The organism is Marinilactibacillus piezotolerans (assembly GCF_900114235.1).
Lineage (GTDB): Bacteria > Bacillota > Bacilli > Lactobacillales > Carnobacteriaceae_A > Marinilactibacillus > Marinilactibacillus piezotolerans.
The window spans coordinates 1-12,016 of the sequence record NZ_FOSJ01000059.1; the positions used below are offsets into that span (position 1 = coordinate 1).

Annotated in this window: 15 protein-coding genes and 2 pseudogenes; 11 read left to right on the forward strand and 6 right to left on the reverse strand. The window is 37.4% G+C overall.

The features are described 5' to 3' along the window. From BM212_RS10755 to BM212_RS10765, 3 genes and pseudogenes are all read right to left on the reverse strand, one after another. Positions 1–194: pseudogene (locus tag BM212_RS10755) on the reverse strand (ISL3 family transposase); the annotation flags it as partial. A 212-nt stretch (positions 195–406) separates the two neighbouring features. Next, a complete protein-coding gene (locus BM212_RS10760; RefSeq protein ID WP_069028612.1) occupies positions 407–2,101 on the reverse strand; it encodes an oleate hydratase in 1,695 nt (564 codons plus the stop codon). Between the two features lie 39 nt (positions 2,102–2,140). Continuing rightward, positions 2,141–2,275 carry a hypothetical protein gene (locus BM212_RS10765; RefSeq protein WP_054115942.1) on the reverse strand — a complete coding sequence of 45 codons (135 nt, stop codon included), beginning with the start codon at positions 2,273–2,275 and terminating at the stop codon, positions 2,141–2,143. A gap of 174 nt (positions 2,276–2,449) precedes the next feature. Between BM212_RS10765 and BM212_RS10770 the strand changes: the two genes are divergently transcribed. Then, positions 2,450–3,130 (forward strand): IS6-like element ISTeha2 family transposase, encoded by a 681-nt coding sequence (locus BM212_RS10770; RefSeq protein ID WP_091898516.1) that lies wholly within the window; start codon positions 2,450–2,452, stop codon positions 3,128–3,130. A 133-nt stretch (positions 3,131–3,263) separates the two neighbouring features. Here the strand turns inward: BM212_RS10770 and BM212_RS10775 are convergent, their stop codons facing one another. The 3 genes from BM212_RS10775 to BM212_RS10785 form a co-directional block, all read right to left on the reverse strand. Beyond that, the gene (locus tag BM212_RS10775) at positions 3,264–3,737 is read right to left on the reverse strand and encodes a hypothetical protein (RefSeq protein ID WP_072693657.1); all 474 of its coding nucleotides are present in this window, start codon (positions 3,735–3,737) and stop codon (positions 3,264–3,266) included. Positions 3,738–3,917: 180 nt separating this feature from the next. Beyond that, the gene (locus BM212_RS10780; protein WP_072693658.1) at positions 3,918–4,334 is read right to left on the reverse strand and encodes a hypothetical protein; all 417 of its coding nucleotides are present in this window, start codon (positions 4,332–4,334) and stop codon (positions 3,918–3,920) included. A 6-nt stretch (positions 4,335–4,340) separates the two neighbouring features. Then, positions 4,341–4,538, reverse strand: a complete 198-nt coding sequence (locus tag BM212_RS10785) for a helix-turn-helix transcriptional regulator (protein WP_034536184.1) — start codon at positions 4,536–4,538, stop codon at positions 4,341–4,343. Between the two features lie 185 nt (positions 4,539–4,723). Between BM212_RS10785 and BM212_RS10790 the strand changes: the two genes are divergently transcribed. The 10 genes and pseudogenes from BM212_RS10790 to BM212_RS10840 form a co-directional block, all read left to right on the forward strand. Continuing rightward, positions 4,724–4,933, forward strand: a complete 210-nt coding sequence (locus BM212_RS10790; RefSeq protein ID WP_034536185.1) for a helix-turn-helix transcriptional regulator — start codon at positions 4,724–4,726, stop codon at positions 4,931–4,933. Beyond that, positions 4,930–5,352, forward strand: a complete 423-nt coding sequence (locus BM212_RS10795; RefSeq protein WP_083540448.1) for a hypothetical protein — start codon at positions 4,930–4,932, stop codon at positions 5,350–5,352. The genes BM212_RS10790 and BM212_RS10795 overlap by 4 nt, the downstream gene beginning before the upstream one ends. 170 nt (positions 5,353–5,522) lie before the next feature. Then, complete coding sequence (locus tag BM212_RS10800) at positions 5,523–6,074, forward strand: tyrosine-type recombinase/integrase (protein WP_072693659.1); 552 nt, start codon at positions 5,523–5,525, stop codon at positions 6,072–6,074. A gap of 1,023 nt (positions 6,075–7,097) precedes the next feature. Continuing rightward, positions 7,098–8,999, forward strand: coding sequence for a heavy metal translocating P-type ATPase (locus BM212_RS10805; protein WP_072693660.1), 1,902 nt, complete (start codon positions 7,098–7,100; stop codon positions 8,997–8,999). 26 nt (positions 9,000–9,025) lie between these two features. Then, the gene (locus tag BM212_RS10810) at positions 9,026–9,337 is read left to right on the forward strand and encodes a hypothetical protein (RefSeq protein ID WP_072693661.1); all 312 of its coding nucleotides are present in this window, start codon (positions 9,026–9,028) and stop codon (positions 9,335–9,337) included. 149 nt (positions 9,338–9,486) lie between these two features. Then, positions 9,487–9,720, forward strand: a complete 234-nt coding sequence (locus BM212_RS10815) for a heavy-metal-associated domain-containing protein (RefSeq protein ID WP_072693662.1) — start codon at positions 9,487–9,489, stop codon at positions 9,718–9,720. A 395-nt stretch (positions 9,721–10,115) separates the two neighbouring features. After that, positions 10,116–10,421 (forward strand): hypothetical protein, encoded by a 306-nt coding sequence (locus tag BM212_RS10825; protein ID WP_072693663.1) that lies wholly within the window; start codon positions 10,116–10,118, stop codon positions 10,419–10,421. Between the two features lie 145 nt (positions 10,422–10,566). Beyond that, positions 10,567–10,800 carry a heavy-metal-associated domain-containing protein gene (locus BM212_RS10830; RefSeq protein WP_072693664.1) on the forward strand — a complete coding sequence of 78 codons (234 nt, stop codon included), beginning with the start codon at positions 10,567–10,569 and terminating at the stop codon, positions 10,798–10,800. A gap of 99 nt (positions 10,801–10,899) precedes the next feature. After that, a complete protein-coding gene (locus tag BM212_RS10835; RefSeq protein ID WP_072693665.1) occupies positions 10,900–11,460 on the forward strand; it encodes a Dps family protein in 561 nt (186 codons plus the stop codon). Further along, positions 11,450–12,016, forward strand: a pseudogene (locus tag BM212_RS10840) (type I glyceraldehyde-3-phosphate dehydrogenase); the annotation flags it as partial. The gene BM212_RS10835 and the pseudogene BM212_RS10840, both read left to right, overlap by 11 nt.

A 12,016-nucleotide genomic window follows, 5' to 3' on the forward strand; every position in this document is an offset into this window, starting at 1 on the left:
CCATTTTTATAGATAGAGAAGTCCTTGTTTGGTTCCTGACATTTCTTACATTCCGTAGGAATATAAGTCAATGTACAGTCTATAAATTTACATTTCTTTTGTTTGTGTATCCCATAAGACACGCAGTTATCTTCGAAAATCATGTTTTTGTCTTGAATATCTAGTACATTTTGCATATCATTTGATGTAGGCAAGTGAGTTCCTCCTATGGATATTTGGTTTCGTCGACTATTATTCTACAGGAGAACTCACTTGTTTTCTATTTTCTGAGACAAAAAAAGACGCCAGTGATTTCTCACCAACGTCATATATTATAGAACCCAAAAAAGCCGCAACCTTTGATTACAGGATCAAGGAAGCAGCTTTTTTGTGTAGGCGCATGTATTCATTTTTCAGTCTGCAGGTCTTACGCAAACATCTTCTTCGCCGCACGAGCCAACGTTTTCAAATCTTTGTCATAGCGTGGTGTAGGTACCAACCGTGACATTGGTATGCCGGCAAAGTGGAATGCCGCAATTTCCCCAGAACGGACAGCACTTTGTTCTGTGAAAATCATTTGATAGGGTTGTTCGACGAATTCTCCAGTGAAAGCCAGATTGGTGGAATGAGCTGGAATCACTTTTGGCCGATCACTTTTGGCACGATTGTTGAACAATGCAGAGGCATACGGCATATACACAGGAATATTGTTGATGACACTATCCATGATCAATGCTTCTTTGTCTCGAATATTGCCCGGTCCGGGATCGACTTTAGACAACTGGCCAATCAATTCTTGCACCATTTCTTTCCCAGTCATTTCGATATAGGGTTTAGTCACAAATTCTCCTACTCGACGCGGATATAAGAAGTACCCCCAAATGACGGTTTCATTCGGTTTTTGACTGGTGAAGTGTGGTTGGTGATGGACCACGATCGACATATTGACATCTTTTTGATGTAAAGGCGAAATCGGCGTTGTGGAAATAAATGAATTCAAGGCATTTCCTGGTTCTTGTGTAGTGATACGTGTGATTTCATTCAGTAATAGATGGTCTTTGGTCGTCAAAGTAAAGCTGACCCACTCGCTCGCATCACGATCCGCGAAAAATTTATCCGGGGTACCCAGATTATAAAACTGCTCAGCCGCTTTCTTCCAAAGACTAGAGGCTGCACCGTAATCCATATTTTCTGCAGCTGGTGTATCAAAATCACCTAATGTCGCTGAATCAGTGATTGACCCATTGGTAAAGATAACAGCTGTATCATCATCAACTGCAACATACTCTTCTTGATTGGTCGTCACATTCAACATATGCAACCCAGTCACAGTGATTTTATCTTGCATCGTGGTGTCTTTGAACGACCAATCTGTGACTAACCGATCGAGGACGATGTGGCACCCTTGTTCTTTCAAGTAATTGATCAAAGGCAGCATAATGCTTTCATATTGATTGTAGCGTGTCCGATTGACCCCAACTAAATGCTCGATTTGTGTAAATTCGTAAATCATTTGGTGCATATAGCGCCGTAATTCTTGCGCGGAACTCCGGGTCCGAAAGGCAAACGTTGTTTCCCACATGTACCAAAAATTGGATTCAAAAAAGGCTGGATCTTCTTTGAAGTATTCGGCAATGGTGACATTGTCTAATTTTTCTTCATCACTGTCAGACATCATGATCATTTGTGTCAGCAACATACGGCTTTTATTGTTCAAACCTAAATGACCGCCATCAATGATCCCCTTGCCGCCTTCCAATAGTCTGGCTTTATCAAATGTCCGATGTTTCGCATCAAAATCGCGGGTATCTTCTGCAGCGGTCATGTTTGGTTCCGTCGCAGAAGGAATCCGATCCAACAGATCCATCAAGTCCACGTAGGTTCGATAGTTTAACATTCGGCCGCCTCGCGCCACATACCCTTTTTGATTCTCCATAGGATGATTCTTGTTCCAGTATTCATCTGTGACATCCCCAGTAGGTGCCCCATCATTTGATCCATGATCGTCGAGAGAGTAAAACGTGATTTGGTCGCCTTGCCATTTGCCTTCTTGAATCAGGTAAACTGCGGCTGCCATATTGGATAATCCTGCACCGATCATGATTGCTTTTTTCTTTTGCATTGCGCTTCCTCCTATTTATACATCTTGCTCAACTTCCAGTTAATTCAATGTTGAATCATATTCATCGTATAACCAAGCATCATCTTCAAAGAAACCTGTCTTCTTCGCTAGATATCCTGCACCAGCTGCAGCGATGCCTAAACCGATACTTAATAAGATCATTTTTTTCTTCATGTGATTTCGCTCCTTCGTGATTATTCTATGTCTTATTCAACTTACGGGTTCATTGTAGTCCTTAGGAGGAAATAGTTCAAATGATAACCTATGTGATTTTAGGTTCTGTTGCAAAGTTCCCCATAACACCTGATTTATTGTAAAATGTAATAAAAAAGAATGCGAGGACAACAGATGAATCATTTTAAGGGCAAACAATTCCAAAAAGACGTGATTATTATCTCTGTTGGGTATTATCTTCGCTATAATTTGAGTTATCGTGATGTTCAAGAGATGTTATATGATCGTGGCATTAACGAGTCTCACACAACAATTTACCGTTGGGTTCAAGAATATGGTAAGCTGATCTATCAAATCTGGAAAAAGAAAAATAGACAGTCCTTTTATTCGTGGAAAATGGACGAAACTTATATTAAAATTAAAGGGAAGTGGCATTATCTCTATCGTGCAATCGACTCAGAAGGCATGACACTGGATATTTGGCTAAGACGAAAGAGAAATACTCAGTCTGCTTATGCTTTCTTTAAACGACTATACAAGCAGTTTGGGGAACCGAAAGTTATCGTGACAGATAAAGCACCATCAATTGCTAGTGCTTTTAGGAAGTTACAAAAGCAGGGGCTATACAGCGAAACTGAGCACCGGACAGTCAAGTATCTCAATAACTTAATTGAGCAAGATCATAGACCTGTTAAACGTCGAAATAAACTTTATCAAAGTCTTCGTACTGCATCAACTACGATTAAGGGCATAGAAGCATTGAGAGGCATATACAAAAAGAACCGAAGAAATGGAACGCTCTTCGGCTTTTCGGTATCTACTGAAATTAAAGTTTTGATGGGTATACCAGCATAGTCAAAGTATCAGAATGGGACTTTTGTACTCAGTATTGAAACTTTGCAACAGAACCTGAAATTGCTTAAATTCATGTATGCATATCCCATTTCAATCAAGCTTTCAGATTGCTGGTAGGGGGTGTCACAATAATTTACAGATTAAAGTGATCTTCAATGTAACTCCTTAAATAATTATTATACATCGAACCCCAAATTGGAGTACCTTCGTAATAATATAATTTACTGCGACTTATATCATAAATAATCGGAGTTTCAAATAAAGAAAAATGTTTTTTAGGTCTAGAAGTAACAAATTCTATTGCTTCATCTGTCACAAAATCTGATACCAATACATTAAAAGAAACTACTCCATTTTGGAGACCACGTGGTAAACCTTTGTGTTTTTTTGAAGCATATTTTGTACAAACAGATGAATAATTTTCAATAGTACCTATATCAACTTTATCAATATAATGAATAAATGAAAATATCTTTAGTTTTGTTGCTACCCATTGAATTTTAAATTTTTCTTCGTAGGATACTCTTACTAGAGATTCGCCAATTTTAATTTCTTCCATATTAGAAAATCGCTCTGAAATGCTATTTAAATAGTCATTATAATCCATTTTACATCCTCCTAGTTTATATCTTTTTCAGCGCCAATATACTTAAATTTACTATATAGTAAATTTAATTTTTTTAAACCCCTGATAAAGTATACTTAAAAAAAGAGTAATACATGAAATTAGATAAAGTCATGTATGTAGAACCTTGTTAAACCAAGGTTCTTTTTTTGTTATTATAATTTAATCTTGCTGTTTGGTACGTAGGTAATAAAGATAAATATATGGTATAAGAACAACAATAAATAATACTCCTCCTACGATTAATCCGTTTATTGAATCAGATTTACTAGAAAACGACACAAAAATTCCAACTGCAATAGAGATAAGTGCAATAATAATAGTGGAGATACCGAGGCTTTTTTTAGGAGTTCTCTTAGGAGTTTCATGAGATACACTAATATCCATAGAGAAGAATAAACCGGCAGTAGTTGAAACAATAAAAATAAACCATAAGGGGCTTTCGAATACTGCTTCTGATCCTCTAGTAATCCAGTCATAGCCTAAGATGCCTAAGATACCTAAAGTTTGAATAGTATATGCACCTCTGATACTCTTTAAATTCTTTAATATTAAACGCTCATCTGTAATTTTTTTCATTTTATATTAGTCCCTTTCTTTCCAGAATAGTTCATCTAGTGTTTTATTGACGGCATAACATATTTTAAGACATAAATTTAAAGAGGGATTGTATTTACCTTTTTCAATTAAACTAATGGTTTGACGAGTGACATTTACTTTTTCAGCCAATTGTTGTTGTGTTAAATTTACCTGCACACGTGCAATTTTCACTCTATTATCCACAGATATAATGGACCTCCTTTGCTGTATCTTATAAAATATAGTAACATATATAAAACAATATTCAATATATATATTACAAAAACATAACAAAACGCTAAATAAGTGTAAAGATATCTTTACACTTATTTAGCGTTTTGTTATTATATATGTAAAGACATCTTTACTCTAATTGGGAGGTTTGATTAATGAAGGTGATTAATTATATACGAGAAATCCGAAAGGAAAAGGGAATAACTCAAATAAAAATGGCTGAAGATCTGCAAGTTACGCGTCAGACAATAAACGCAATTGAAAAAAATAAGTATAATCCTAGTCTAGAGTTAGCGTTAAAATTGATAGCCTATTTTGATTTACCAATCGACGATATATTTATTTTAGAGGAGGACAATAAATGAATACAAAAGATAAAAAAACAAGCAATAAACGATTAGCAAAATGGGGACCATACTTTATTATTAGCTGTACACTTATAGGTGCCATTTTGGGTTCGTTCCTTGTTTACTATTTTAAAGGCGAGTTTCCATATGAAGTTCTTACTGGTGGAATAGTAGCAACTCTCTTTTTGACAGTCATTGAAGTAATAAAGCAAAAGAAAAAGAAAAATAATGTCCCTGAAGCAGACGAACGTGTTATTAAAAACATTTCTCGTTTTTTTGCATATGCGTCACATATTTTTTTAGGTATTTTATTTATATCCCTAGGTGTTTTTACACTTTTAGATAAAGAGTCTATTTCAATCTTTTATTTATGGATTCTTTTCTTCTCTTATATCTGGATTTCAGGAATAGGAGCACTCATTATTAAAAGAAAGTAGTCGAGTTTAAAATAATAATTAATTTTCATTGATACATGAAATTGTATAAAATCGTGTATCCAGAATCCTATATCTATAGGGTTCTTTTTTTATACCGGTGTCCAATACACGATTTCGTGGTATAATGAATGAAATCATGTATCATTTTTGTGAGAGGAGAGACCATTTCAATGAGTTATAATGTACAACCATTACGAACGCAGCAAGAAATCACCGACTTTTTATTCTGTTTACGACGCAATCAGCACGCCGAACGGGATGTTTTCCTGTTTTTGATCGGCATTAACAGCGGATTACGCATGTCCGATATCGTTAAATTGAAAAAACAAGACCTTTTAACCGTAAAAAACCCCCGTATTGTGGAACAAAAGACGGGGAAAACACGTATATTGTATTTGGGTAGTCTTCAGGATCTGATTCAGGACTATACTAAAACTCTGGATCTGGATGATTATCTCTTCCCCAGCAGCAAAGGCGGGCACCTAAAAGTTAATACGGTCTACCAGATGTTTCAAAAAGTCGCTGCTTTACTAGGAAGAGACGATATAGGAACGCACACACTGCGTAAAACCTTCGGCTACCACTATTACAAGAAAACAAAAGATGTGGCAACGCTCATGGAAATATTCGGTCATAGCAGTGAGAAAATCACCAAGCGCTATATTGGGATCAATGAAGATGAGATCAGCGAGACCTTATTGAACTTCAGACTAGGTTTTTAGTATTTATAGTTCAGTTTAATAATAAGCTTATGAGTGACATAATTATAATTTTTATAAAACGACCAATAGTATTAACCATATAATGAACATTTTTACCTATGTACCATAAATGTGTGTTAATTATACGTAGCTAAAAAGATATTTTTTGACACAGTAAATCCTCTTGTTTTAATTGTTATAAGAGGATTTATATTTTTATCGAAAACGACCGATTTTGATACAGAAGCTTTCAATCTCTTTATTTGAAAGGAAGTAACTTATGAATAATGATATTAATAATATGTTAATCACTAGTTTTTCAGAAACGTTCGTTCGTTTATGCCAGTATAATTTCTGACCGCTTTTTTCATAAAAAAGTGGTCCTTTTTTCGTCTCAAAAGCACTCTCTTTATCTAAGGCTCTTTACCATCCGTTTATGATACACTCCACTGGAAAAAACAAAAAAGGATTATGTAGAAAAGTTGAGCGAATTGCTCAGCTTTTTTTAATGAACGAAAGTTACTGCTTCCAATAAGTAACTAAAAAAATAAGGAATTCTTAATTCATTTCGTCTCCTCAGGCAAGGAATAAACAATGAAGCGATCGCAAAAGTTTTATCTCTCAGGTGTTAATCCAAGATTAGGAAATTATTGATAGATGATTAAACTTGATTCCCATCAATTTCTCTTTCGAGAATTAACTATATGATACATATAGAACACAACGACAAGAAATGAATCTTGCTATAAATGTGATGCTAAACATCAAACCATTTGACTTCATATCTTGCACTCGGAAAATCCAATATGCCCTTGAAGAACAAATAGGTATCTATTTTACACAAGTATTAGCAAAGGTTGGGGAAGTACGTGTAAAGTACAATCCCGACTATATACAGTTGTCGGCCACCCTGTTCAGTATGTGACCCAATTGAACCCAGTTGAGCAAAGTAAAAAATAAAAAAGCAAACTTGATGATAATCAAGTTTAAATCATTGACTGTACCTTATATTAAAAATAACAAAAATACTTGGAGGAAAAAAACATGCAACGATATATATTAAGTAAGAAAAATCAAATTACATTGATCAGTGGAATTCTAATTGCAGTCGGATTTTTCAGTCACTTCGCTTTAGGAAATGCATTTCTTGCTGAGTGGTCGTTGATTATCGCCTCGATCTTTGGGGTCGCTCCAATCGCCATTCAAGCGTATCAAGCGTTGAAAGTTAAAGTTGTCAGTATTGATGTCTTAGTCACGATTGCCGTTATCGGAGCGTTCTTGATTCAAAACTATGAGGAATCGGCTATCGTTACGTTCTTGTTCTTGTTCGGACATTATTTGGAACAGCGTACATTGAACCAGACACGTTCAGCAATCAAAGAATTAACCGACATGGCACCAGAAAGTGCCTTGGTCCAAACAGAAGACGGAGAATTTGAAGAAGTGGATGTAGATGATGTAGATGAAGGAGATGTTCTGCTTGTCAAAACTGGTGCGAAAGTTCCAGTAGATGGAACCGTTCTGACAGGCGAAGGGTATATCAACGAAGCCAGTATCACAGGAGAATCCGTTCCTGTCACAAAAACAGAAGGCAGAGAAGTCTTTGCCGGTACGATATTGGAAAATGGCACCATTCAGATTCGGGCAGACAAAGTCGGAGAAGACACCACATTCGGTAAAATCGTTGAACTTGTGGAAGAAGCGCAAGATGCTAAATCAGAAGCAGAGCGCTTTATTGACCGCTTTTCTAAATGGTATACCCCAACTGTTTTGGTTCTGGCATTCATTGTCTGGGCAATGACCCAAAACGTTGAATTGGCGATTACGATCTTAGTCCTAGGCTGTCCAGGTGCATTGGTTATCGGAGTTCCTGTATCAAACGTTGCCGGTATCGGAAACGGTGCACGCAACGGCGTTCTCTTGAAAGGGAGCGAAGTAATCAACGACTTCAGCAGCGTCGACACCATCGTATTCGACAAAACAGGGACATTAACAGTCGGAAACCCTGAAGTGGCGGAAAAAGAAGTGTATGGAGACAATAGTGAAGAAGCTCTAAGCTATTTAGCCAGTGTGGAACAGGAATCTGATCACCCCTTGGCAAAAGCCGTATTGGCAAATATTGGTCCTGTAGACACGACACCAGTAGATGAGACCGATGTTGTTAAAGGTGGCGGAATTGTCGCACAAGTAAATGGTCATAGAGTCGCAGTCGGAAACGTCGCTTTAATGGAAAAAGAACAAGTCACTTTAAACAAAAAAGCACAAAAAGACGTCCAAAGGTTCGAGAAAAACGGCAACTCCCTGGTTCTGACGGCGGTCGATGGTGAATTAAAAGTTCTGATGGGTATCCGCGACCAAGTCCGTCCAGGTGTGAAACAGGATCTTCAAAACTTGAAAGAGTTGGGTGTGAAAAACCTCGTCGTCCTTTCTGGTGACAACCAAGGAACCGTTGACTTGGTTGCGAAAGAACTCGGTTTGACGGAAGCACATGGACACATGTTGCCGGAAGACAAGTCCGCACACATTGAAAAATTGCAAAAAGAGGGGCAGATCGTTGCTTTCGTCGGTGATGGCGTCAATGACAGCCCGTCCTTGGCATTAGCAGATATCGGGATTGCAATGGGCAGCGGAACAGATGTGGCGATCGAAACATCTGACGTTGTGTTGATGAACTCCGACTTCAGCCGCTTACCACATGCATTAGGGCTGACGAAATCAACTGCAAGCAATATGAAACAAAATATTATCATTGCAGTTGGGGTTGTTTTGATCTTGTTGGCCAGCCTCTTGTTCAGTGAATGGATGAATATGTCAATCGGAATGTTGGTTCACGAAGCCAGTATCTTGGTGGTCATCTTCAACGGTATGAGATTGTTGAAGTATCGCTTAAGAGGTGACAGATATAATGTGAAAACGGGTGTAGAAGAAATCGAAACAGCTGAATAAGAATGAATGACGAAGGAGAATGTAAAATGGACAAATATACTGAAATACACGAAAAACTAGATTTTTTACTCGAAGACCATGGAGTTAAGTTTGATGACAGCCGTTTGGATAAACAGACCCTTCATTCCCTCCATGTAAAAGCAGACAAGCTATTGAAAGCCCACAAGTGTACCATTCCTGAAGGAGATGAGTCTGTGGGAGCTTTGCAGCCAAAATTGAATAGGTTGATTTCAGGGCATGGAAAAACGTTTGATGCGTCCGACTTAGATCCAGAGAGTTTAAATACCGTAGTTGAGAAATTGACTGTTTTAGTAGGTGCTCATGGCGAGCATAGCTAAAACTAACAAAATCTTATTGCCTTTTTATTGAACTGCAAAAGAAGTTGAATTAGTTGATTTCTAATAATTATTAGTAAGGGAATACCCTTGGTACTTTAAATACCGAGAACAAAATCTTATAGAACAATTCGTTAAAGGAGAGATGGAGTATGTCTAAAGCAGTAATTACATTAGAAACCTTGTCCTGCCCATCCTGCTTGAAAAAAATTGAGAGTGCTGTTAAGGGACTCATTGGTATTGATCAGAACAGCGTAAGAGGGGTGTTCAACGTAAGCAAAATCAGAATTGATTTTGACGAAAAGACGTTGGCAATTGAAGACATTGAAAAAGTGATTAAAGATTTGGGTTATCCAGTCATCAAATCAAAAGTGAAAGCAGCTTAACCAAACATAAGAAGCTGGCTCAAATAACCAGACTTGGATACGGAGTTCAACCAGCTACGCGAACTAACCAATTATTACACCATTCCTAGAGATGTTTGTGGCACATATGCGGCTGTTTACAATATGCTATCCGAAGCAGATTAAGCATATCGAGCTTAAATTACCGCTTACAGATAGTAAACGTTTCTCTCCATCCTTTTTTGAACCAGAAAGAACCTCCATTCTTTCTGGTTTTTCTTTTTGTTTTTTTTCAAAAAGTGAAAAAGATTCCCAAAATTGATTGTCGTCAATTTTAATAACCGAAATCTCTCTTATACTAAACTTGTAAGATAATAACAAAGAAATGAAAGAATCAAAAGTAAAAGCAAATGAATGAGTTCAAAAGGAGGAGAACCATGCAGGAAAAAGTTCAATCATTCAATGAATTTGCAATCAATTATTTCTCAACACTTCGTCTATTCACGACTGCGATCTCTCCTGCTCACGGGAAAGATTATCCAGAAATACTGAAAGTTCAGACTCTGTTTGAAACGATGAAGACAAAGACAGAAGAATCCGGCTCAAATAAACCGAACTTAGAAACAGAGTTTACTCAATTACGCGAAGTAACCCATAATTATACCGTTCCTAAAAATGCGTGCATGCCGCACGCTGCGGTATACAAACTTTTAGCCGAAGCAGAGGAAGCATACCAAATTTAATTTAGTTTTTTATAAAAAAAGCAAATAGATTCTCTAAACTTGATGGTCATCAAGTTCAACGATTCAAATGTACCGTATACTTTAAATGTAAGATAAACAAAGGGAATAACAACATAAAACTAATTTTAAAAAGGAGAAATAAACTATGTCTAAAGCAACCATTAAACTAGAAACCCTATCTTGTCCTTCCTGCTTACAAAAAATTGAAAGTGCCGTAAAAGGACTGGATGGAATCGACAAAAACAGTGTGAAAGTCTTGTTCAACTCGAGTAAGGTAAAAACCAACTTTGAGGAAGATAAAATAGCAATTGAAGAGATCGAAAAAGCGATTGAAGACTTAGGCTATCCAATTATCAAATCAAAAGTAAATGCAGCATGAGTCACGTTTGAAAATGAAAACTACTTCCAACAGTCTGTTTATTAAAATTGGTAACAAATAATTAAAAATATTAGGAAAAATATTAGGAGGAATAGATGTATGGCACAAGACAAAACACCACAAGAAAGACTGCAAGAAGAGCAAGAGCATAAAGAACACGTACACCATACAAAAATCAACGCAGCAGCCATTGCGGATCATATTTTAGGAAATATCCACACACTCCATGTAAAACTACACCAGTATCACTGGTATGTAAAAGGTCCTCATTTCTTTAGTCTGCATGACAAACTGGAAGAACTGTACAACGCAAACGAAGAATGGTTTGACACTATCACTGAACGGTTGTTGGCATCAGGACACAAACCAGCTTCCACAACCGCCGAATTTAAAAAATACACCATGCTTTCGGAAGACCCGGCTGACAAGTATTTGAAAGCAGAAGAAATGGTTGAAAATGTCGTGGAAGATTTCAGAAGCACCCGTGAGTTTACAATCCGGGCCATTCGCTTGGCTCAAGAAGAAGGCGATGATGCGTTGGAAGATACATTGATTGCTTTCAAAGATCATTTAGATGAAAGTATCTGGATGTTGCAAGCCTTCTTAGGCAAAGAAGCATTGGAAGATGACGACGCCTATGAAGATGAGGATGAAGACTAAAAAAGTAATTATTTCAGCACCAACTAAAGATGAAGAAACGAAAGTCGTTGTCTTTGGTGTCAACCAAGAAATTTTGAGTCCAAGTGACAAAATTATTTCTGCCGCTTCCTGTACGACAAATGGTTTAGCCTTAATGACAAAAATATTAGTGGACGAGTTTGGGATTCAACGAGGCCTGATGTCAGGATCGCGTGCCTATACAGCGACACAAAACATGCAAGATGCTCCCGGGGGACGTAAAAGTCGCGCAGGTGCTCAAAATGTTAATCCTGTTACGACTGGCGCTGCCAACGCATTAGGAAAAGTCATTCCAGAGGTTAAAGGGATCATTACGGGTACCACCACACGGGTTCCTGTCATTACTGCGGGCTTTGTAGAACTGTTCTCGGTGTTGGATAGAGAGGTAACCGTTGATCAGATTAACGAAGTGATGAAGGCAGCCGCGAATGATTCATATGGGTACACTGAGGATGAAATTGTTTCCTCCGATGTCGTGGGGGTTACACATGGATCCGTTTTTGATGCAACGTTAACAGAAGTATTAGATGCAAATGGG

Coding starts and splice junctions, on each gene's coding strand:
- BM212_RS10825 (WP_072693663.1), top strand. CDS start 10,116: ATGCAGGAAAAAGTTCAATCATTCAATGAATTTGCAATCAATTATTTC.
- BM212_RS10770 (WP_091898516.1), top strand. CDS start 2,450: ATGAATCATTTTAAGGGCAAACAATTCCAAAAAGACGTGATTATTATC.
- BM212_RS10800 (WP_072693659.1), top strand. CDS start 5,523: ATGAGTTATAATGTACAACCATTACGAACGCAGCAAGAAATCACCGAC.
- BM212_RS10830 (WP_072693664.1), top strand. CDS start 10,567: ATGTCTAAAGCAACCATTAAACTAGAAACCCTATCTTGTCCTTCCTGC.
- BM212_RS10760 (WP_069028612.1), bottom strand. CDS start 2,101: ATGCAAAAGAAAAAAGCAATCATGATCGGTGCAGGATTATCCAATATG.
- BM212_RS10805 (WP_072693660.1), top strand. CDS start 7,098: ATGCAACGATATATATTAAGTAAGAAAAATCAAATTACATTGATCAGT.
- BM212_RS10795 (WP_083540448.1), top strand. CDS start 4,930: ATGAATACAAAAGATAAAAAAACAAGCAATAAACGATTAGCAAAATGG.
- BM212_RS10810 (WP_072693661.1), top strand. CDS start 9,026: ATGGACAAATATACTGAAATACACGAAAAACTAGATTTTTTACTCGAA.
- BM212_RS10790 (WP_034536185.1), top strand. CDS start 4,724: ATGAAGGTGATTAATTATATACGAGAAATCCGAAAGGAAAAGGGAATA.
- BM212_RS10835 (WP_072693665.1), top strand. CDS start 10,900: ATGGCACAAGACAAAACACCACAAGAAAGACTGCAAGAAGAGCAAGAG.
- BM212_RS10815 (WP_072693662.1), top strand. CDS start 9,487: ATGTCTAAAGCAGTAATTACATTAGAAACCTTGTCCTGCCCATCCTGC.
- BM212_RS10780 (WP_072693658.1), bottom strand. CDS start 4,334: ATGAAAAAAATTACAGATGAGCGTTTAATATTAAAGAATTTAAAGAGT.
- BM212_RS10775 (WP_072693657.1), bottom strand. CDS start 3,737: ATGGATTATAATGACTATTTAAATAGCATTTCAGAGCGATTTTCTAAT.
- BM212_RS10765 (WP_054115942.1), bottom strand. CDS start 2,275: ATGAAGAAAAAAATGATCTTATTAAGTATCGGTTTAGGCATCGCTGCA.